We start from the raw sequence: 21,294 nt of genomic DNA, 5'->3' as shown, positions 1-21,294 counted from the left end.
TGGTCTGCTGGCTAGTTGGCGAAGCGGAACAACTTCTTGTTCGCAAACTCCAGCATTCCAACCTTGCCCAGTTCGCGTCCGTAACCGGACTTCTTGACGCCGCCGAACGGTACATCCGCTCCGCTGAGATCGTAGGCACCTACAAAGACCATGCCGACGTCGAGCTGGTCGCCCACGCGTTCGGCGCGCTCAAGGTCGTCACAGATCACCACGGAACCCAGGCCGTAGGGCGAAGAGTTTGCGAGCCTGATCGCTTCCTCGTCACTGCTGACCTTGTAAAGCTGCGCCACTGGACCGAATAGCTCTTCGCTGTAGACGTCCATGGACGGGGTGATGTTGGTGATCACTGTCGGCGTGAAGACGTTGCCCTGGGGCTGGTTGTTGCCCACCAGGATTTCGGCGCCCTGGTCAAGGGCCCCCTGCACCTGGTCCTTCAGGAACTTCGTGGCTGAATCGGATGACATCGGGCCGAAATCGCCGTTCTCGTAGGACTGCCCGGCGATGGCTTGCTTGAACTTCTCAGAGAATTCATCGAAGTACTTATCCAGCACCACGATCCTCTTGGAACCATTGCAGGACTGGCCCGTGTTGCCCATCCGACCCATGACGGCCTTCCGAACCGCCTGGTCCACGTCAGCCGTGTCCAGAACGATGAACACGTCGGCGCCGCCAAGCTCCAGCACACACTTCTTCAACGCTCGGCCGGCCTGCTCTGCAACGATCGCGCCCACTTGTTCCGAACCGGTAAGTGAAACGCCCTGCGTGCGGTCGTCGGCGATGATGTTCGAAATTTGCTGGTGCGTGGCAAACAGATTGACGTAGGCGCCCTCGGGGAAGCCCGCATCCCGGAAAAGCTCCTCCAGCGCAAGCGCTGACTCGGGGCACTGACTTGCATGACGAACGATGACCGTGTTCCCCAGAATGATGTTGGGGATGGCGAACCGAGCCACCTGATAGTACGGGTAGTTCCACGGCATGATGCCGAGAACTACGCCCAGGCCCTGGTAGCGGAAGAAGGTCCGCAAACCATCGGCTACCTCAAGTTCCTCATCAGCGAGCCATTCCTCCGCGTGCTCGGCAAAGGCGGCCGCGATCGCTCCAGAGAACTCTGCCTCACCGGCTGCCTGCGGGAGGGGCTTGCCCATTTCCCGGTTGATGATGGCTGCCAGCGTGTCCTTGCGTTCCACGAACAACTCGGCCAGGCGTTTAGCCAGTGCGGCCCGCTCAGCCACGGTGGTGGAGCGCGACCACTCCTGGTAGGTTGCCTGCGCTGCTTTCAGGCCGGCCTCAACCTCTGCGTCGGTGGCCGCCGGGTACTCCGCGTGGGTAGTTCCCGTAGCTGGATCAATAACGGCAAATGCGCTCATGGTGGGTACTCCTTGTCAGAAATTTCGAAAATGTGGTTTGACCGTAAAAGACAGGGCGGGACCGTGCGTAACGGTCCCGCCCGATGCGGATTAGCGCGCGGCAGGTGGGGTGCTGGCTGCGTAGAATCGCTGGCGGGCACGGCCTTCCAGGTGCTTGGCCGTACCTTGCTGGCTGCCCGGGCGCTGCGAGGTCATGGGCACTCCCACGTCCCAGAATGCTCCGTTGCCGGACAGGTAGCGCCAAGGTTCAACGCGGGCCACGATCACTGCGGGGCCTTCCGCCTCCTTCGCCTCCACAAGTGCCGCCTGGAACTCTTCAATGGTGGAGGTTGACCACGCTGCGCAGCCCATGCTGGCAGCGTTGGCCGCGATATCGAATTCCAGGATGGCTCCATCGAGGCGACCGGATTCGTTGCTGCGTTCCCGGTACTGGGTACCAAACTCGCGGCCAGGGCCACCCTTCGACACTTGGAGTGGCCAGATGCACTGGTGCCCACGGTTGTCGATCACGATGGTAATGATCTTTTGACGTTCCTGCACAGCAGTGACCAACTCGGTGGGCTGCATGAAGTAGGTGCCGTCGCCAATCAATACGTATACCTCTCCGGGGTCGTCGCCGCGGGCGATCCGGTATCCGAGCCCAGCCGGGATTTCATGGCCCATGCAGGAGTTGGCGTACTCGAAGTGGATTTCAGTGCCGTTGGATGGATCCCATGCCTTGTGGATTCCTTCAACCACACCGCCTGAGCCCAGGATGAGGGCGTCTTGGTTTGTGGTCGTGCGATTCAGCACGTCGATCACTTGAGCCTGACTCATGTTCTCGCCCGGGAAGGCCTGAAGGTCGTGCTTGCGGACCTCCAGAGTGGCCTTCCGGGCATCCGCGATGTCGCTGCGGAAGGCATCGGAGGTGCTGTAGCCAACGGCCCCGAGTCGGTCCCTCAATGCCGCAAGGGACAGCTTGGCATCGCCGATAACGGGGAATGAGCCCATCTTGTGGGCATCGAACGAGCCGACATTAAGATTCACGAACTTCACGTTGGGGTTCTGGAACAGCGAGTGTGATGCGGTGATGAAGTCCTGAAGGCGCGAGCCGACAGTGATGACAACATCCGCACCGTCGGCGATTTCATTGGCACCAACGGTTCCTGTCACGCCCAGCGCGCCCACATTGAGTTCGCTGACGGGGCCGCTTCCCTTGCCCGCATAAGTTTCGGCTACGGGGATGCCGAACTCGGCGCTGAAGCGTGCAAGTTCCTCCTGTGCCTTCGAGTACCGCACGCCTCCGCCTGCAATCAACAGCGGGCGCTCAGCGTTCGCAATGATTGCGGCGGCGTCGTGATATTCGTCCTCGACCGCCGGACGACGACGTATGTGCCACACTCGCGGTGTGAAGAAGGATTCAGGGAAGTCGAATTCCGCGCCCTGGATGTCCTGAGGCAGACAGACTACAACGGCGCCTGTTTCCACGGGGTCGGTGAGGACACGCATTGCCTCGGGGAGGGTGGAGAGCAGCTGGGCCGGGTGTGTGATCCGGTCGAAATAGCGGCTGACGGGGCGGAAGCAGTCATTGGCGGAGACATCCCGTTCTACCGGATGTTCGATCTGCTGCAGCACAGGATCGCCAAAACGGTTATTGATAATGTCTGCCGGGAACAGCAGCACCGGGAGCCGGTTGGTCGTTGCAGTGGCGGCGCCGGAAACCATGTTGGTTGACCCCGGACCTGCGGACGCCGTGCAGGCAAGGGTTGCTGCGCGGTTTGAAGCCTTTGCGAAGCCAATGGCCGCGTGGACCATGGACTGCTCGTTTTTTCCCTGGTAGTGCGGGAAGTCCACGCCGTACTCGTCGATTCCCTGAGCCAGACCGACGGAGTTGCCATGTCCAAAGATGCCGTACATGCCGGGAACCAGGCGCCTCCGTTCACCGTCCAGTTCGCTGTATTGGACCTGAAGGTATTCAACGATTGCTTGTGCGACAGTGCGGCGGCGGACGGCCTTGTTGTCGACCACGGTGCCGATGTCAGCAGCGGCTGTGCTAGTCATGCGATCTCCTAAATTCGAAGGTGCGTCGGCATTTGCAAACCGATTCGCCCGAACTTCAGGTTTTCACTGTGGTGAGGCACTGGTGTGTCCCAGTTTGATACGCGGCTGGAATCCAGGCGCATAGACGGTAGCGGGCACAAAACAGCAGCCGACGGCGGCACGTGAGTACCGCCGTCGGCTGCTGTTTTTCGCCGAAGGCCCTTAGTCGAAACGGTACGGCTCCTGCGGCCCGACCGAAGGCAGCGGCCGTGGCCGCTCGCAGGTGCTTTCGATGTCTATGTGCCGGCTCTGTTCCGAGGAGGCTTCGAACGCGAGGAGCACTTCAAGCACGTGGTAGGCGAAGTCTCCTCCCGTGCGCGGCTCCAGACCCTTGCGGATGGCGTAGCCGAACTCGGCCAAGCCGATTCCGCGGTATGCGTCGTCCCGATGGGTGATCGGCGTTTCCCGCCAGTCCCCTCCTCCCGGAGGGGTCATATCCAGGGCCAGGTCACCTGGTTCACCGCGGCGAAGCACGGGTGCGCCGGAGAAGTGGTCCGGGTTTGGTGCTGCCAGTGAGCCACCCGTTCCGTAGATCTCCAGGTGCGGCAGGTTATGGTTCCAAATGTCCCAGCTGACGATCACGGTGGCTGTCGCACCGGACTCGAAGTCGAGGGTGCCGGTGACGTGCGTCGGGGTGTTGATGTGGATGACTTCGCCCTCTTTTCCCGGACGCGGCCGAGTCTCCGAAGATCGCGGCGTGGTTGCCGAAACCCGCTTGACGGGGCCGAAGAAGTTCACCAAGTTGGTGATCAAGTAGGGCCCGATATCCAGCATGGGGCCGGCTCCAGGGCTGTAGAAGGGGTCAACGTTGGGGTGCCAGTGCTCGTAGCCACGGCATGCGAAGGACGCGAAAGCGGCTACGGGCTCTCCAATCCATCCGTCATCAATCAGCTTGCGGCTGGTCTGCATACCGGAGCCAAGGAAGGTAGTGGGTGCGGACCCGACCTTCACCCCTGCTTTACGGGCAGCATCCAAGATTTGGCGCGCTTCGTCCAGGGAGGTCGCAAACGGCTTTTCCGACAGGACGTGCTTGCCCGCGGCAATTGCCTGGAGGGTCACCGGCGCGTGGAGCTTCGGCGGAGTGAGATTAAGGACCAACTCGACCTCGCCATCGGCCAGCAGTTCTTCAGGCGTGAGCGCCTTGGGAACCGAATATTCGGCCGCGCGGGCTTTCACGGCTTCCGGGTTGACGTCGGCGAGCGCCACAACGTTCACGTCCGGGTGGACGCCGATCTTGTCCAAGTATTGGTTGAGAACGTTTCCGACGCCGATAATGCCGACTCGAATGGGTTCCATGTGAATCTCCGTCAGTAGTTGGTGAAACCTTCCGGGGCGAGGACTATACCCCGCCCCGGAATCAGTTGCTATGGCTGGTACTTCTAGCTGGCCAGGCGCGATTCCCGCGTCTTGGCCGTAGCTGTTTCGTCAATGGCGCCGTCGGTAATAACGACGCCATAATGTGCAGCTGCCGCTTCCAGGGAAATCCGCGATTCGCGGTAGTCGTCCAGGACGGCGAGGACGTCGCGTTCCAGCGGGTCACCGTATCCACCGCCGCCCGGGGTGATGGATACGACCTTTTCCCCGGACTGCAGATCGTAGCGACCCACCACGGGGATCTCGCGACGTTCACCGGTGGTGAGATCTTCAACCCAGGTTGAAGGCTCCGTACCATCGTGGCCGCCGCGGACGCCCTTCGGCGGGTTGATCTTGCCCTCAATGCCGTAAGTGAGAGTGACACTTTCTCCGCGGGGTTCCATGGTCACCCGGGTTGCAAGTCCTCCGCGCTGCCTGCCTGCTCCGCCGGTGTCGGCAACCAGGGTGCGTTCGTGAACCAAAATGGGGTAGCGCTGTTCATCTACTTCGACGCTGTCGTGGTACAGCAAAGCGCCGCAGACGGGTCGCTGATACGTCGGCCAACCATCAACGTAAGGTGTTGCCGGGCCGCCGACTCCACCTACAAGAATCTGGTTGACGTAGGCGTTACCGTTGCGTTCGTCGATGCCGGAGATGACCGACTTTGCCGGTGCCTGTCCGGCCGCTCCCTCAGCCGTACCGTAGCCGTCGTCGATTTGGGAGAAGGCGGCCTGGACAATGTTTACCACCCGGTCGGCTAGGTTGGTGGTTCCCGACGAGCAGGAATACGGGTGCTTCGGTACTCCAACGGCGCAGCCGTCGCGCAGCAGGACCTCCACCCGGCGGAAGGTGCCCGCGTTGCTCGGAAGGTTCTCCGGAATGCCGGAGAGGATACCTGCCAGGGCAGCACCCGTGGCCGTGGCTTTCGTGAGGTTCAGGCCGTTGGGCAAGTTGTCCGGGTTATCGCGCAGGTCAATGACGATCTTGCCCTGCTTGGGCTTTACTTCGACGGTTGCCTGCAGGTGGACGCCGTCAGCGGGTGTGCCGGGGAAGGGATCGTGGACCGATGAGCCGTGGAGGACGTACTCGGGCAGTGTTTCGATGGCAGTGGCGGTGAGACGTTCCGAATAGTCGAACCAGGCGTCCACGAAGTCCACCAGGTCATCCACCCCGAACTTTTCGGCGAGCTCGTGGATGCGGCGTTCGGCGATGCGCGATGCGCCGACAGAGGCGAGGTAGTCGCCGTACCACTGGTCCGGAACTCGGATACGGGATCGGCACATGCGGATGATGTCGTCGATGTCCTTGTATTCACGCTGCACTCGAACACACGGGAAGATGAGCGCGCCTTCTTCGTACACGTCCCGGGCCGTGGCGAAGAAGGTCGTGGGCAGCGAGTTGCCGCAGTCTGCCTGGTGCGCCTTGGTGACGGCGGTGAAGAGGTGGCGCCCGTGGACGAAGATCGGAACCAGAATCACATGGTCGGCAGCATGCGAGTTGCCCATGTAAGGGTCGTTGTGCAGGAATGCATCGCCTTCACGAATGTCCTCGTGCAGTTCCACCATGTCCTCCCCCAGTGGTCCGGCGCCGAACACGTGCACAGGGACGCCTTCTGCCGCTGCGAGAAGCTGGTTGTCTGCCGTCAGGACAGCGCACGAGAAATCGCGCGCGGTGTTGATGACGGAGGATCGGGCCGAGCGCAGCAGGCCGCTGGTCATTTCGCGGACAATGCCGTCAAACGCGTTGGCGAGTACCGAGAGCTTTACTGGATCAAATTCGCGCGTCATGGTTACGCCTCCTTACGGGTGAGGTAGATGTTGGATCGTTCGTCGAGCGTGGCGTTCCACTCCGGTGGCACCACGATGGTGGTTGTGGGCTGGTCGATGACAGCAGGGCCAACGATCTTGTCCCGCGGTGCAAGCGTGACGCCGCGGTACCGCTGGGTGCTGAAGCTCTCGCCGCCGAACACGATGGAGTCCGTGCGGTGGACTTCGGTTGCGCGGCTGACCTCTGCTTGCTCCTTGGTGTGCTCGGGCCGTGGGATTTCCACTCGGACGCCCCAGGTGATGATCTCCACCCGGCTGTCCGGATCGTGGGTGCCGTTGCGGCGATCGTGCTCTTCGTGGAAGGCGCGCTCGATGATTCCGGCAGCGTCGCCCGCGGTATCGGGCGCAGCGTCCAGATAGACACGCAAGTCCCAGGCCTGGCCCGGGTAGCGGGCATCGACGAAGTAGGTGATGCTGGGGGCGTCGCCCACGCCGTCGAACCTTTTCACGAAGACCTCGGCCTTGCCCGTTAGATCCTCAACAGCCCGGGAAGCGGAGCCGGCATTGAAGCTTCGGGTGTCGTTGTGCAGCGGTGAGAGAAACTCTGTTGCGATGGGTGCCCGGTGTGCGCCGTATGCGGCGAGAACGCCGGCGGTTGCGGGGATCAGGACAGTGTCTGCTTCGAGGAGGACGCCTATGGCAGCCGCCACCATGGCGCCTGCGCCACCACCTGCCACGATCAACGCTCCTCGGGGGTCTACTCCCTGTTCCAAGGAAGCCTGCCGGATGGCTGTTGCCATGTGGTTGGCGGAAACGTCCAAGATGGCCTGTGCTGCCTGCAGCGTGTCCATGTTCAACGGTCCTGCGATGCGGGTATCGATGGCGCGGACAGCGGCCTCCCGGTCCAGTGTGAAGCCACCTTCGAAACCATCTGCGTCGAGGTATCCCAGTGCGACGCAGGCGTCTGTGACAGTGGGTTCCTCGCCGCCGCGGCCGTAGGCGGCGGGGCCGGGAGTACTACGGGCGCTTTGCGGACCCACACGAAGCAAGCCGCCGCCGTCGATCCATGCAATGCTGCCGCCACCGGCGCCAATGCTGGAAACCGCCACGGAGGACAGACCCGTCAAGTGACCCACAAAAGGCTCACCCAGCCAGGCTTCACGCGTGTGCCGGATGACTCCCTGTTCAACCAGCGACACGTCGAACGTCGTGCCGCCCATGTCACAGACCACCACCGTGTCTCGTTCCGGGGCGGCGGCGGCGCCCACCAGGGGAGCCATGGACGGGCCGGAATTCAGCAACAGTACCGGCCGGTCAAGTACGTCTACGACGTCGAGGACCGCGCCTTCGGAGGTGACCACCAACAGGTCCCCTCCGAATCCGTACTCCTGGAGGTCGGAGCGGAGCTTCCCCAAGTGGTCCGCCATGAGCGGCTTCAGCGAGGCGTCGATCGAGGCTGCCGAAGAGCGGCGGTACTCACGAATGGTTGGGTTGGCCTCGTTGGACAAGGTGTAGGGAACACCAGGCAGGATCTCCTGGATGAGTTCCGCGACGCGCTTCTCGTGGACGTCGTTGATGATCGACCAGAGGAAGGATACGGCCACCGCCTCGATACCTTGCTCCTTGAAGGAACCGAGAATCTCACGCACTTGCTCTTCGTCGAGAGGCACCAGGGTGTCGCCCTCAGCGGAGATACGCTCGGTGATTTCGAAGGTCAGATGACGGGGGATGTACGGCGGCGGGTAGGCAGCCTTGGAGTCAAAAGCATCACGGCGGCCGCCTTCACGCAGCAGCAAGGTGTCGGCAAAGCCGTCGGTGGTCAACAGGGCAGTCTTGGCCACTTTGCCTGTCAGAACTGCGTTGGTGGCGTGCGTGGTTCCGTAAACGATCACGTCCGCATTGCGCAGGACGTCATCGCCGCTCCATCCAACCGATTCGGCTGCCCGGCGGACTGATGCTTCGAAGCCGGTGAAAACGCGGTCGTAGGTGGTCAAAGCCTTACCTACCGCCATATCGCCAGTGTTCGAGCCGACCACTACATCCGTAAACGTGCCACCGGTATCGACGGCGATGCGGTACCTCGCTTCACCTGGCTGTGTCTGTACTTCGCTCATGGGTCTTCTAACTTTCTTCGAGTTGGACGGGTTATATCTGGGGCTTGCCGACGCGATTACGGAGCAGCCCCACCTTTTCGATCTCAATTTCCACCGTGTCGCCCGGCACGAGCCAGACGGGAGGATTCCGCTTGGCACCGATGCCTTGCGGTGTGCCCGTGGCGATGACGTCTCCCGGTTCGAGGGTCAGGAAGCTCGACAGGTAGGAGACGATGCGCGCGATGGAAAAGATCTGGTATTGGGTGTTGGAACGCTGCACTTCGATGCCGTTTACCCGGGTCGCTATGTCCAGCGCCTGCGGGTCTCCCACTTCATCAAGCGTGACAAGCGCGGGCCCCCAGGGAGTCGAGCCATCCACGGCTTTGCCTGCCAGCCACTGCGTCCCTCGGTACTGGAGATCGCGTGCCGTGACATCGTTCAGTGGGGCAAGGGCCGCGACGAAATCAAGAGCCTCGCCCTCGGAGACCTCGCTGGCACGGCGGCCGATGACTATGGCAACTTCACCCTCGAAATCGAGGTTACTGCTGATACGGGCGCCGCCGATTTCGTCTTCCGGGCCAACCATGGTGGAGGCAAATTTTGCGAAGACATCCGGGTACTCAGGAAACGCGCGCCCGGTTTCCGCCACATGGTCTTTGTAGTTGAGCCCAATGCAAAGTACTTTTGTCGGGTCCGGTACGGGGGCGCTCAACCTGATGTCGTTCAACGCGCCGACCCGCGCCACCGGATCCTGCGCGGCAAGACCAGTGATTCCGGCCGAGATTGCAGGGATGCGGTCGCCGTACAGCTCCAGAAACTCACGGACCGAAGTGGTAGCGCCATGGACCGCCTCAGTGGAGCCTTGAAGGAGCAGCTCCAGATCGTAGACAGCATCATCGATCACGACTCCCCCGCGGACCCCTGACGCGTGGAGGTAAGAAACGATCTTCATGATTAGTTCCTGCCTTCCGCAGCCGGAGTCCGGCCCGCAACGGCGAGCACGGCATCAGCCAGTCGGTCGGCAATATCCCCGGCTACGTTCTCATCCATAGGGGTGGACAAGGACAGCAGGTTGGCGGGTGAGCCGAGCAAGCCGCGCTCGTACGAGGCCCACCACAGCTCGTGCTGAGTCTGCTCGTCAACTTTCTCCGCACCAGCGGGAACCGCGCGCAGCAACGAACCGCTTCCGCGTATTTCCCAGCCCGCGTCCGCGATCCTCGCATTCACTACATCCCGGGTGGTGTCACCCAGGTGGTTCAACCGCTTGACTTCCTCTTGGGTGAAGAGGCGCAGGGCAACTGCTCCTGCCGCCATGCTCACCGGGTTGCCTGAGAATGTTCCGCCGTGCGGCAAGCTGCCCGGACGGGTCGGATCCACCTCGGCCATCAGCTCAGCCTTTCCGGCCACAGCGCCGACAGGGAAGCCACCGCCGATCAACTTGCCCGTGGTGAGCAAATCAGGGGAAACACCATACTCACCGCTGAAGCCGTTGAATCCCAGGCGCAGGCTGATGACCTCGTCGATGATCAGGACGATCCCGTACCGAGTCGCGAGGTCCCTGGCGGTGTGCACGAACTCCTCGGAGATCCGGAGAAGACCGGCTCTGTTGGGCAACAGGTCCAGAATGATGGCTGCGTAGGAGTCCGGTGCTGCTTCAACTTCCTGGCGAAGCACATCGACGTCGTTGAGCGGCACTGCGGTGACATCGTTGATCACGCCACGGGTTACTCCACGCTGGTAGGCCGGTCCGCCGGGGACCAAGGCAACCTCAGACGTCCCGTGATAGCCACCCTTGGTGACGATGACTCGTTCCCGCCCTGTGCTGGCCCGGGCGATGCGGATTGCGGACATCACGGCTTCGGTACCGGAGTTGGCGAATCGCACTTGGTCAAGGCCTGGCAAGCGGGACAAGAGGAGGTCCGCCAGTTCCCATTCGTAGAGGTTGGGGATTCCCCAGCTGGCGCCGGCGGTGAGCGCTTTGGTCGCTGCCTCCGTGATTTCGGGGTGCGCGTTCCCGTGAATCAAGGAGGTGAAATTGTTGTTCGCGTCGATCAGTTCATGACCACGGTCATCCCAGACCCGGTAGCCCTCGCCCCGGATGGCGTACGGGCTCGGTGCTCCCGTGTAATAGGTCGAGCGGCCATAACCGCCAGGCAACAGGGGGAATCCGCGAGGCCCCCTGCGCAGATGTGGATCCTCTAAAGGGTGGCTTTGTGTGATGGTCTTCTGGTGTTCTGTTCCCACTTGGTTCTCTCCAGTCTTTTCAGTTCACGAGGTCGATGAGCGGCTGCCCGGTCAGGGCCAGACGGACACGTTCCACGGCACCCTCCTGTAGTGCGCCTGTGGAGCGGTTGGAACGCCAGGCAATGTGAGGCGTCAGGATGGTGTTGGGTGCTGAGCGAAGAGGGTGTTCTGCCGCAAGCGGCTCTTCGGCAAAGGTGTCGATGCCTGCACCTGCAATGTGGCCGGAGGTGAGTGCCTCGGCAAGGGCTGATTCCTCAATGAGACCGCCGCGGGATACGTTGACCACCACTGCGCCCCTGCGCATGCGTGCCAGAACATCCTTGTGGATCAGGTTCGCGGTATCGGCGGACAGCGGCAGGTGCAGGGAGACGACGTCGGAATTTTCCAAAATGTCATCCAGAGACGTCAGGTCCACAAAGCTCTCCGTCACGAAGGGGTCGTAAGCCCGGACCTGTGCTCCGACGGCCTTGTACATACGGGCTACGTGCTGGCCGATCCGGCCCATTCCCAGGACCCCGACCTCGAGTTCGGACAGAACCGGGGTGTCGTAGCCGATGGTCCCGGCCCAACCGAGGTTCTGGATCGAGGCGTTGCCTGACGGCAGACGGCGGGCCAATGCCAATCCCATCGCGAACGCGTGCGAGGCCACTTCCTCCGAAGCGGTGCCCGGGACAATGGACACGGGAATGTCAGCTGCAGTGGCTGCGTCAACATCGATGTTGTCGTAGCCAATGCCATACCTGATGACAGCCTTGCATTTGGACATCACCGGGAAGTCCGCTGCCGTGAGTTTCGCATAGGGGGTGATCATCACAATGTCGGCTTCGGGAAGCCCCTCCCTGAAGGCTTCGACGTCGATAGCCGGGTTGAGTGTGTAACCGAACTCCTTCGCGAGCGCGTGCTCGCGGTCCAGGTTCGGAAAGTGATGGGGGGCCACAAGAATGGTTCCCTGGGCATCGCGGGTCATAGTCGTCGTCCTGTTCGTTGAGTACCCTCTTCATCTGCCGAGCACCCGTTGGAAGGGTGCCGGTGTCCGGGTGATTTCAAGTACAACGCGATCTGGCCGGGCTCATCCGTACCAAATCGAGACACCGTGCTGGGACACTGTCCCAGCCGCTGCCGGCGTCGGTGAACAGAGCGCGAAACAGCCGGCCACTCGTGGTGGCCGGCTGTTCAGCTGTGGTCTCAAGGAGGCTAGAGGTCAAACCCCCGGCTTCGGAAATAATCCATTCTGCGGTAAAGGGTGGAACGGCCGATCTGCAAAGTCTCGGCAGCCAGGCTCCGGTTTCCGGAAGCCTCCTGGAGGGCCGTCCGGAGTTCGCTCAGTTCGGCGTCCTCCAGCCGTGACAACCGTCCTTTGGTCAAGACCCTGTGGAACCCCTGAGGAAGGTCGTCTACGGTTACCTCGGCCCCACCTGCCCGTTCGACGGCATTGGACACCACGGCCCGTAGCTGATCAATGTTTCTCGGCCAGTCAGCGTGTGTGAGCGTTGTCAGAAGCCGGCGGGACAACCTTCGGTCCCCCATCTCTTCTGCGATTGCATTCGCAAGTTGCGGAATGTCCTCCCGCCTATTACGCAGCGGCTCAACAGAAATCTCCAGCACGTTGAACGTCTCGGAGAGTATCAGGGTGGCGTCTGTCGGGTGGGTGATCGTAAATGCGAGCTTGGTGGTTGCATTGCCACGAAGGTTCCGGGCGAGCTCGGTCGCTTCGCTTTGGGAAAGTTCGTCAGCATGTTCAACAATCAACGTCGATGGCAGCTCAGTGGATACGCAGTGTGTGACATCCCTTAGTTGGGGATTTCGGAGCGCGCCACCTCTGGCGTCTACTACCAGGTGCTGGCCACGTGTTTCTGCGATGGCGCCGGCAAGCCGGCGCTTTCCGCTGCCAAGCTCGCCGATGATGACGACTGAACGCTCCTGCTCCACGGCCTTGCGTGCAAGATTCAAGGTGCGCTTGAATCCCATGCTCGTCCCATCGAGATGCTTCAGGAGACGGTCCCCGGCATCAGGCAGGGAGGTCTGCGGCTTCACCTCGACGATTCCAGTCTTGCCCCTGCGTTCTTTGGTAGGCGAATGTGGACGGACCACCACGATTGCCCCGACATTGGCCGCTGACAACGTCACTGGCAAGACTTCCAAGGTGGACAGCCCAGGGCCTTGGAGCGATACCTCGCAATTCAGTTCGCGCCCTGAGGACATCACTGCTTTCGCATACCCGGAGATGACTGAGACGTCGCTGTCCTCCAAGGTCCCCGTCGCCGTCGCGTTGAGGAGGGAGTTCTTGCCGTCAAGGGCAATGACTGCACGGTTGCCACGGCGACGGGAAATCCTCAAGTATTCGCTGAGCAGCGCCCGCTCCTTCGACGACGTCCTGACCTCAATGTCACGTTCTATTCGGGAAGCAACCCCCTCTAACATCAACAAAGTGGACGACGGTTCCAGTGAAGAGACGCGGTTGGCAGGCAGAGTCAGGCCGATAACAGCCCGAACCCTGTTATGGAACGGATCCCGAACCAGAGAAGCGAAACACCAGTTGCCCCGCATGTCTTCGCGGAAGTGCTCCTCCGGTGCAAGCCAGACGCCTCGGCCCTCTTCCAAAGCGAGTCCTTCGCCGTTGCTGCCGCAGCTCTCCTCCAGCAGCGAGTATCCTGCGGGAAAGCCGTCGTCGCGAAGGAAGTCCGCTTTGACCAGGACTCCATTGGGAGCGGTCAGGTTGACGTAGCCACCCATGTCGGCAGCGACTTCGTCCAACTTCTGCAAGTGAGGGCCCGCAGCACCGATGGTGTACTCGTCTACCCGCCCTTCATCAAAGAATCCCCGATCGGCTACGGCATCGACGCCGGCGGCACGGCTTCTGTACCAGGACCGAGCCACAATGGGCCGGATCCCGGTGAGGTCAGCATGGGGCTGCATCAAGAAGAGTTCGCGTACCCGGTCAGTTTGGCGCAGCGACTCGTGTGGCAGCCCAGGAGATAGGACTTCGGCGGAGGCCATGTCAAACACGTTCCTTCGTGGACTGGAGAGTTTCAGGAAACGACGGCGGTGCCGCCGCGTCGGGAAGCGAACCACTTGCTTCCCCAGCGCTGGCTGGTCGGGCGGAACGCCTGTTCCGCCTGCCAGCTTGGGTCGTTGGCGGCGTCGTCTTCCAGCGCCTTGGCGCGGATGTAGGCGCCAACCATGCCCGATAGGCCGCTGCCAAGAATGACGGTGTTCTGGTGAGTCCTGTGAGTCCCCCGGCTCGAATCCTCGATGTTCATGATTCGGTCCTTCCGCTCTGACAGTGATGAAGGCGGAGTCAGCGGGAGCTGCTATGCGCCTCTTTCAGAGTACCTAACTAATGGTCGTTAGCCAAGAGTTTCTGTAGAGTTGGACTGAAATTTGAACTGGCCTTCCGCCGCGATCAACCGAGTACTTTACGCCAGACTGTTAGGGTCAGATCATGAGCAGCACGTCCTATAAGTCCGCCCGCGACACATTCGCCCACCGCTTGGAGGAATGGGATTGGGCTGGCCAGGGAGCATCCAGGCGCCACATTCTTAAGGCCTTCCTGGAGCTGGCAATCGCCAACGGGTTCAGCTCCGTGTCGATGCGCACCATCGCCAATGCTGTCAACATCAAGCCGCCAAGCCTCTACTCGCACTTCCCAAACGGCAGGGACGAGATCGTGGCGGAATCACTGCGCTGGCACTTTCACCAATTCGGCCTGGCACTTCTCGAGGCCGTTGATCACGCGGAATCGGCAGCGGACTTCTGGGACGCTATGGTGAGGCTGCATTTCACGCGACAAGTGAGGCTTCCCGAAAGCAATCTCTGGGACCTGCTAGTGGCCACTGACAGAATGGCCGCGATTCTCCCCTCGGAGCTGCGCGCCCAGGTGAACGACTGGGTCTCCCTGCATGAAGACATGTACGCGGCGGCCGCGCGAGACATGGGCTACACAAACCCCGAAGAAAAGGTCCGGATTGTGGTGACCCTCCTGGAAGGAGCAACACGCTGGGCGCCGGACGAGTATGACGACGCAGAGCTCGAATCCATGGCAGACAAAGCCGTGGTGCTGTCGCGAACGGTGTTGGGCCTGGAGCTCTGACCCAGTCACACGCTAACTTTGCTTCAGCGAACGAGTGTTCGGCCCCTCACTCCATCAATGTGAACGTGGACGCAATCGCAGTCGCCCGGACAGCCCCGCCGGGTGACAATCCTTCGAATCACCCCTCCCATGAACACGTTCCTTAGGTCATGTTGCGCACAGCACCCCTACCCATGAAGAGGTGTAGGCCAACTACGACCTACCGAACGCACCAAGACAGGATCACATACCCCCAGTTCGGAGCAGGCGGAGGGCTCACCAGCCACGACCCTGAACCCACTCCCCCACAAGAAAACAGGCGACCCGCGGCGCCAGGCTCCCCCCGCGGCCAGTGTCAGAGGGACCTGACCAACCAGAATGTACACACTTAAAAGCAAAAACCCCCTCTGACGAGGGGGTCTGCTGTGCCCGAGGTGGGACTCGAACGAGATTCCGGGCCCTGCAAACACTGGGAAGCGGCGGAAACATGCGGAATCCGGGCCGGTTCGGCGGCTGTACGGGCCAGTCCGAGGTGGAAAGTGTGGACAACGTCCACACTTTCTTTTTGGCTCGGTCGACACGCCTCCGAGGCATGACTCATTCCCGCAGGTAGAACAGATTGCACGCCGGCCGATCTCCATCTGCCCGAGCAAAGAACACCTCAACACACTGGGGCTTACAGGTTCCATATTGACGTGCGCTATCGATGGGCCTTGAAGCAAGGGATGCAAGGCCGGTGTATCGTTCAGAGGCTTTTCGGCGCACTGGAACTGCCGGTGTGGTCAAGGACCGATAGCTAGGGTATGAGAATGCCTTTCCCTTGGAGCCTGCCCTCTTCAAGTTCCTGATGCGCGCGGCAGGCGTCCGATAAGGGGTATTGAGTGCTTACAAGGACCTTGAGTGCATTGCTCCCAGCAGCAGTGAAGATCTCCGAGGAGCGCCAGCGCCGCTCGACGGGATTTTGTAAATACGATGCCATGGATGGCTGCATGAGGGTTATTGACTTAGCGGCTATCGTTCCTTGCAGATTGACGGGAGGGACAGGACCCGAGCGTTGGCCGAACGACACCAAGGCGCCGCGAACAGTGAGCGAGGCAATTGATTCAACAAAGGTGTCCCTACCGACGCAGTCGTACACGACATCGACCCCGCGTCCATCGGTAAGGTTGCGGACGTCCGTGTTGAAGTCGGCGCGACGGAAGTTTTGATCTGCTCCGGCTTGCAGAGCGAGGGCTTCCCTTTGGTCCGTCGGCGCAGTAGTTATGACCCGGGCGCCCTTCGCCTTGAGCAGTTGGATAAGGAGCAAGCCCATTTCGTCTCCGCCTGTGTTGACCAGTGCCGTGTGGTGGCCGCCGACAGCAAACGAGGAATTTATCAAGTAGTGGGCAGTCAGCCCTTGGAAAGTTAGTGCGGCCGCGGTGACATCGTCGACGTCATCAGGTATTGGCAGTGCTCTTTCCGCGTCGACCAGGACATATTCTGCGTAGCAGCCGACGCTTTCTGCCGTGGCTATGCGATCGCCTTCGCTAAATCCCTCAGACCCTTCCGCTGCTTGTACGACAGTTCCTGAGGCTTCCGTGCCGGGTATGTAAGGAAAAAGGGCCTTGCGCGTGCCTCTGCGTTCAAGGGTGTCTCTGAAGTTAATCCCAGCAGCGGCCACCCGCACCAGCAACTGCCCCCGCTGAGGAACAGGGCGTGGAACCGTTAGATAGTTCAATACTTCGGGCCCGCCGGCGCGGGTGGCAACGATTGCGTGTGGCATAGCGTCCTTGGTAGGGGTTTCAGTTGGTTTCGGCCGCCTGCAGGTTCAATGCCACGTCGACGATCATATCTTCCTGTCCTCCTACATAGCCGGCTTTGCCCACTTCCTGGAGGATCTGCCAGGCCGGCACCCCGTAGCGTTCTGCTGCCCGCTCTGCATGGATAAGGAATGAGGAATAGACCCCGGCGTAGCCTTGCATGATTGAAGCACGGTCCATGACGGGCATGCGGGTGATGATGGGTTTCACAATGTCTTCCGCTGCGGCCATCAGACCCTGGGTGTCTACGCCCGTCGAGATAGTGAGCCGATCGAATGCTGCAGCAAGTACTTCCGTGGGCGAATTGCCTGCCCCTGCTCCCAAGGCAACAAGAGTGCCGTCGATCTGCCGCGCACCGGCGCGTACAGCGAAGACCGAATTGGCGACGCCGAAGCTCAGGTTTTGGTGGCCATGGAACCCTACCTGCGCATCGGCACCGAGTTCGGTCACCACGGCCGCGACCCGATCGGAGACATCTTCAAGAATTAGGGCGCCGGCTGAGTCGACGACGTAAACGCACTGACATCCGGAATCCGCCATGATGCGGGCCTGCTTGGCGAGTTCCTCGGGACTGGCGCGATGGGAGAGCATGAGGAACCCTACGGTTTCCATGCCTAAATCCCGTGCGTGGGAGAAATGTTGAGTGGAGATGTCTGCTTCGGTGCAGTGGGTCGCGATCCGCGCAACTGTTGCGCCGACGTCGTATGCCTGGTTGAGGTCGTGAATGGTGCCCAGGCCCGGAAGCATGAGCACGGCGATCCTGGCGCGTTTGGCTTCATCGACAGCGGCCTTGATGAGTTGCAGTTCCGGCGTCAGGGAAAACCCGTAGTTGAAGGACGAGCCACCCAGGCCGTCTCCGTGGGTCACTTCGATCACTTCGACGTGGGCATCGTCGAGTGCCCGGACTACGCTTCGTACGTGCGCTTCGGTGAATCGGTGGCTCATGGCGTGGGAACCATCGCGCAGGGTGGTATCTGTCAGGCGGATGCTGGAACCGCTGTTTTCGGTAGGGCTCATGACTGGCTCCCGGTGTTCTCGGTGGAGGCGGTGACGAGCTCAGACTCGTCCATCTTCTCGGCAAGGAGGTCTGCCGTGCGGGTTGCAGCCGCAGTGATAATGTCCAAGTTGCCGGCATATTCGGGTAGGTAGTCCGCGGCACCTTTCACCTGGACCCACACGCCCACCCTGCCGGCACCATTCCAATCGTCGCGGGCGCTATCGAACTGTGGATCGATACGCAGTTCGTAACCAGGAACGAATTCGCGGGTTTTTTCGACAGCCTCGCCGATTGCAGCCCGGATCCGATCCTGGGTCGGGCCCGGTTCGGCCGCTTCTGCCGGTATGGCGCAGTAGATGGTGTTCCTCATGATCATGGGTGGCTCTACCGGGTTGATGATGATAATTGCTTTGCCTTGCTTGGCGCCACCGACAACCTGGAGCGCCTCTGCGGTAGTTTCCGTGAACTCATCGACGTTGGCCCGCGTGCCCGGGCCAGCAGACTTCGACGCTATGGATGCCACGATTTCCGCATAATCCACGGGGACTACCGACGAGATCGCGGCGACGATCGGCGTCGTCGCCTGGCCGGCGCAGGTAATCATGTTGACGTTCATAGTGTCGGTGATTGATTCCAAATTAACTACCGGGGCGACGTAAGGTCCCACCGCGGCAGGGGTAAGGTCGATGGCCCGGATGCCCGCCGCCCGGTACTTCGGGGCATTCGCCGCATGGGCTTTAGCGGACGTACATTCAAACACGAAGTCCGGTTTGTCCTCCTGCGCCAGCAGCCACTCGACTCCTTCTGAAGAGACTGTCACGCCGAGGCGGGCTGCACGGGCAAGGCCGTCAGAGTTGGGGTCGATGCCGATCATGTATTTGACTTCGACGTTTTTCGAGCGTCGCATGATCTTGAACATCAAGTCGGTCCCGATGTTGCCTGAACCGACAATTGCGGCGGTCTTCTTGGCCATGTGGGTTTCCTTTGATTGGTAGCCGTTGTTATGCATGGGCTAGGTGAAGTGGATTGTCAGGGATCCAAGGTCGCCGAAGTCGGCGGTCGCGCTGCTGTCAGCAACCACCGGAAGGGCCTTGGTGAATGATCCCGGGAGAACAAGGTGTCCGGCTTCCAAGGCAACGCCTTGTTCTCCCAAAATGTTGGCCAACCAAACCAGCGCCAGGATGGGGTCACCCATAACAGCCTGGCCAGTACCGGTTTCCACCGGATGGTCGTCAATGCGCAGGGTGCATTCAACCTGTTTGAGTTCGTCGACGCGGATATCCAGCGGCGTCCGGCCAACTGCGATGGCGCCGCAGGAAGCGTTATCCGCCACGGTGTCCACCAATCGGATATTCCAGTCAGCGATGCGTGAATCGATGATTTCGATCGCAGGGTAGACGGCTTCCACGGCATCAACTGCTTGCTGGTAGGTGACACCGGGGCCTTGGAGTGCCTCTTTGAGCAGGAAACCAAACTCTGGCTCAACTTTTGGAGAGATGAAACTGTCGCTGGGGATTTGTGCTCCGTCGTGATGGACCATGTCTTCGAAGAAGAAACCGAAGTCGGGCGAGTCGACGCCAAGTTGTGCTTGCATGGCTTGGGAGGTCAAGCCGACTTTCCTCCCGGCGAGAACCCGACCGGCTGCCCGGTGTTGCTTCAATTGGTCGGCCTGAACCTCGTACGCATCCTGGATGGTCATGGCGGCCAGCCGGTCACGCAAGGGTGGCACCGGGGCTCGGGTAACTGTGGCGGTAAGCAGCTCCTGGGCGAAGCCCTGCAGGACCTCTTCCCGCCGCTGCCCGGTCTTGATGGTTGTATGCATTGTTGTTCCTATCAGAGCGTGAAGACTTGCCGGCTTGTGGTTGTTGGGGCAGCTGGAGGATCCATGGACGGTCCTCGACTGGCTTATCTATGGCCCGTGGGGCTCAATGCCGGCGTGGATAGGTTGTGCTGCTGCGATTCCCTGTCCCATTGGGCTGCTGCAGTGCCCTCTTCTCTCAGCACGGTCTTCCGCACTTTGCCGTTTTCGGTTTTCGGGAGGTCCTGAACAATGCGTATGAAGCGCGGGATCGCGTACTTCGCAAGCCGAGGCTCGCAAAAGGCTTCGATGTCGCTGAACTCCAGGGATTCCTTGGTGACGATTGCAGCCATGACTTCGTCTTCACCGAGTTCGGAGTCAACGGCGTAGACTGCGGCTTCGCTGATCAAAGGGTGTTCGAGAAGGACGTGTTCTACTTCGGCTGAGGATATGTTCTCGCCCCTGCGGCGGATGACGTCCTTGATCCTGTCCACGAACCGCACCCAGCCGTCTGCTTCCACCACGACGCGGTCCCCCGTATGGAACCAGAGGTCCTTCCAGGCCGCGACGGTGGCTTCGGGCATCCGATAGTAGCCAGTGGCGAAGGCATGGGGTTGGTCGCTGCGCAGCAGCAGCTCACCTGGTTGTCCGGCGGGAACTTCCAACCCGTGCTCGTCGACGATGCGGGCACTGAAACCGGGCTGCACTCTTCCCATGTAGCCGGGCCTTTGCTCGCTCCGGCTGGAGGCCACGATTGAGTTGGTTTCGGTTGAACCGTAGCCGTCCATCAGGGTGATCCCGAACCGATCGCGGAAAGATGCCAACAACCCGGCAGGTGTTGCCGGCGCGAGCGCGGCGACCACTCCGTGCGCCCGGTCCAGTGGAGTAGGTGGTTTGCTGGCGAGGATGCTCACCATGGCACCGAGCAGATACGTGAATGTCGCGCCTGCGCTGTGAACATCCGACCAGAACCGCGAGGCCGAGAATCGGGGTCCCAGGACGTATTCGGCACCGCTGACCAATGCCTGGCTGAACGCGTTCAGGGCGTTTGTATGGAAAAGCGGCAAACAGGTGTACAGAACGTCTGCCTCTGTGATTTCAAGCTGACGAGAGACATTTACGCCCCACCAGTAAAACTGCCCATGCGGGCATTGAACACCTTTGGACACTCCGGTGGTACCGGAAGTGTAAAGGATCGCTGCCGTGTCCCCGGGTAGTACGGGCGCAGGCTCAACAGGGGAAGTTGCCTTGGGCAAGCCCGTGAAAGGGTAGCGACTGTCAAGGGCTGAAGCTGCTTCGTCAAACAGCCAGATCTGCCGCAATGCAGGAAGGTCCGAAAGCCTGTCCACATGTTCAAGCAGCGTCGACTCCGTAACAAGGAGTGATGACTCGGAATTGGCAAGGATGTGATGGAGCTGTTCTCCTCGTGCGGCCGTATTGATGGGAACAGCAATTGCTCCCACCCATGCGCACCCCAGGATGAGATCAAGAAGTTCGATGCGGTTGCTGGACATCAGCGCGACACGGTCACCCGGGCGAATACCGTGCTTCAACAGCACTCCCCCGGCCAGGGCCACAGCTTCGAGCATTTGCCGACCATCGCGTCTAACGGAACCGCAACGCAAGAGCGGCGCGTCCGGGTGTTCTTGTGCCCGGTCCATCAACAGACCGGGAACCGTCATGGAGGCGGCACCTGAACCTGCACGGTAGGTATCTTCGGACATGGTTC

The 21,294-nt window shown here is 61.0% G+C and carries 16 protein-coding genes; 1 reads left to right on the top strand and 15 read right to left on the bottom strand.

The features are described 5' to 3' along the window. Nucleotides 1-11 precede the first annotated feature (11 nt). The 10 genes from WBN73_RS13835 to WBN73_RS13790 all read right to left on the bottom strand — a co-directional run bounded on the left by WBN73_RS13835 (nucleotide 12) and on the right by WBN73_RS13790 (nucleotide 14,162). Nucleotides 12-1,367, bottom strand: a complete 1,356-nt coding sequence (locus tag WBN73_RS13835) for an aldehyde dehydrogenase family protein (RefSeq protein ID WP_337340639.1) — start codon at nucleotides 1,365-1,367, stop codon at nucleotides 12-14. A gap of 90 nt (nucleotides 1,368-1,457) precedes the next feature. Beyond that, nucleotides 1,458-3,407, bottom strand: coding sequence for a 3D-(3,5/4)-trihydroxycyclohexane-1,2-dione acylhydrolase (decyclizing) (iolD, locus tag WBN73_RS13830; protein ID WP_337340640.1), 1,950 nt, complete (start codon nucleotides 3,405-3,407; stop codon nucleotides 1,458-1,460). A 201-nt stretch (nucleotides 3,408-3,608) separates the two neighbouring features. Next, nucleotides 3,609-4,742 carry a Gfo/Idh/MocA family protein gene (locus WBN73_RS13825; protein ID WP_039240921.1) on the bottom strand — a complete coding sequence of 378 codons (1,134 nt, stop codon included), beginning with the start codon at nucleotides 4,740-4,742 and terminating at the stop codon, nucleotides 3,609-3,611. Between the two features lie 83 nt (nucleotides 4,743-4,825). Next, the gene (locus WBN73_RS13820) at nucleotides 4,826-6,586 is read right to left on the bottom strand and encodes a hydantoinase B/oxoprolinase family protein (protein ID WP_337340641.1); all 1,761 of its coding nucleotides are present in this window, start codon (nucleotides 6,584-6,586) and stop codon (nucleotides 4,826-4,828) included. A gap of 2 nt (nucleotides 6,587-6,588) precedes the next feature. Beyond that, nucleotides 6,589-8,679 (bottom strand): hydantoinase/oxoprolinase family protein, encoded by a 2,091-nt coding sequence (locus tag WBN73_RS13815; protein ID WP_337340642.1) that lies wholly within the window; start codon nucleotides 8,677-8,679, stop codon nucleotides 6,589-6,591. 31 nt (nucleotides 8,680-8,710) lie between these two features. Further along, nucleotides 8,711-9,610: a fumarylacetoacetate hydrolase family protein gene (locus WBN73_RS13810; RefSeq protein ID WP_337340643.1), complete on the bottom strand. Its 900-nt coding sequence runs from the start codon at nucleotides 9,608-9,610 to the stop codon at nucleotides 8,711-8,713. A gap of 2 nt (nucleotides 9,611-9,612) precedes the next feature. Next, nucleotides 9,613-10,902, bottom strand: a complete 1,290-nt coding sequence (locus WBN73_RS13805) for an aspartate aminotransferase family protein (protein WP_337340644.1) — start codon at nucleotides 10,900-10,902, stop codon at nucleotides 9,613-9,615. 19 nt (nucleotides 10,903-10,921) lie between these two features. Further along, a complete protein-coding gene (locus tag WBN73_RS13800) occupies nucleotides 10,922-11,869 on the bottom strand; it encodes a C-terminal binding protein (RefSeq protein WP_337340645.1) in 948 nt (315 codons plus the stop codon). A gap of 227 nt (nucleotides 11,870-12,096) precedes the next feature. Then, entirely contained in the window at nucleotides 12,097-13,899 is a 1,803-nt protein-coding gene (locus WBN73_RS13795) for a sigma-54-dependent Fis family transcriptional regulator (protein ID WP_337340646.1), read from the bottom strand. Between the two features lie 32 nt (nucleotides 13,900-13,931). After that, a complete protein-coding gene (locus WBN73_RS13790) occupies nucleotides 13,932-14,162 on the bottom strand; it encodes a hypothetical protein (RefSeq protein WP_337340647.1) in 231 nt (76 codons plus the stop codon). 182 nt (nucleotides 14,163-14,344) lie between these two features. On the opposite strand from WBN73_RS13790, the gene WBN73_RS13785 reads away from it, so the two are divergent. After that, on the top strand, nucleotides 14,345-14,992 hold the full coding sequence (locus tag WBN73_RS13785) for a TetR/AcrR family transcriptional regulator (protein WP_210077219.1): 648 nt from the start codon (nucleotides 14,345-14,347) through the stop codon (nucleotides 14,990-14,992). 775 nt (nucleotides 14,993-15,767) lie between these two features. On the opposite strand, the gene WBN73_RS13780 is transcribed toward WBN73_RS13785, so the two are convergent. From WBN73_RS13780 to WBN73_RS13760, 5 genes are all read right to left on the bottom strand, one after another. After that, nucleotides 15,768-16,733, bottom strand: a complete 966-nt coding sequence (locus tag WBN73_RS13780; RefSeq protein WP_091466920.1) for a quinone oxidoreductase family protein — start codon at nucleotides 16,731-16,733, stop codon at nucleotides 15,768-15,770. Nucleotides 16,734-16,752: 19 nt separating this feature from the next. Continuing rightward, a complete protein-coding gene (gene dmpG, locus WBN73_RS13775; RefSeq protein ID WP_091466919.1) occupies nucleotides 16,753-17,787 on the bottom strand; it encodes a 4-hydroxy-2-oxovalerate aldolase in 1,035 nt (344 codons plus the stop codon). Then, on the bottom strand, nucleotides 17,784-18,740 hold the full coding sequence (locus WBN73_RS13770; protein ID WP_091466917.1) for an acetaldehyde dehydrogenase (acetylating): 957 nt from the start codon (nucleotides 18,738-18,740) through the stop codon (nucleotides 17,784-17,786). The genes dmpG and WBN73_RS13770 overlap by 4 nt, the downstream gene beginning before the upstream one ends. A gap of 39 nt (nucleotides 18,741-18,779) precedes the next feature. Then, on the bottom strand, nucleotides 18,780-19,589 hold the full coding sequence (locus WBN73_RS13765; protein ID WP_091466915.1) for a 2-keto-4-pentenoate hydratase: 810 nt from the start codon (nucleotides 19,587-19,589) through the stop codon (nucleotides 18,780-18,782). Between the two features lie 83 nt (nucleotides 19,590-19,672). Then, the gene (locus tag WBN73_RS13760) at nucleotides 19,673-21,289 is read right to left on the bottom strand and encodes an ATP-dependent acyl-CoA ligase (protein ID WP_243836741.1); all 1,617 of its coding nucleotides are present in this window, start codon (nucleotides 21,287-21,289) and stop codon (nucleotides 19,673-19,675) included. Nucleotides 21,290-21,294 lie beyond the last annotated feature (5 nt).

Source organism: Paenarthrobacter sp. CCNWLY172 (genome assembly GCF_037402035.1).
Classification (GTDB): domain Bacteria; phylum Actinomycetota; class Actinomycetes; order Actinomycetales; family Micrococcaceae; genus Arthrobacter.
This window is presented reverse-complemented; position numbering and strand designations above follow the sequence as displayed.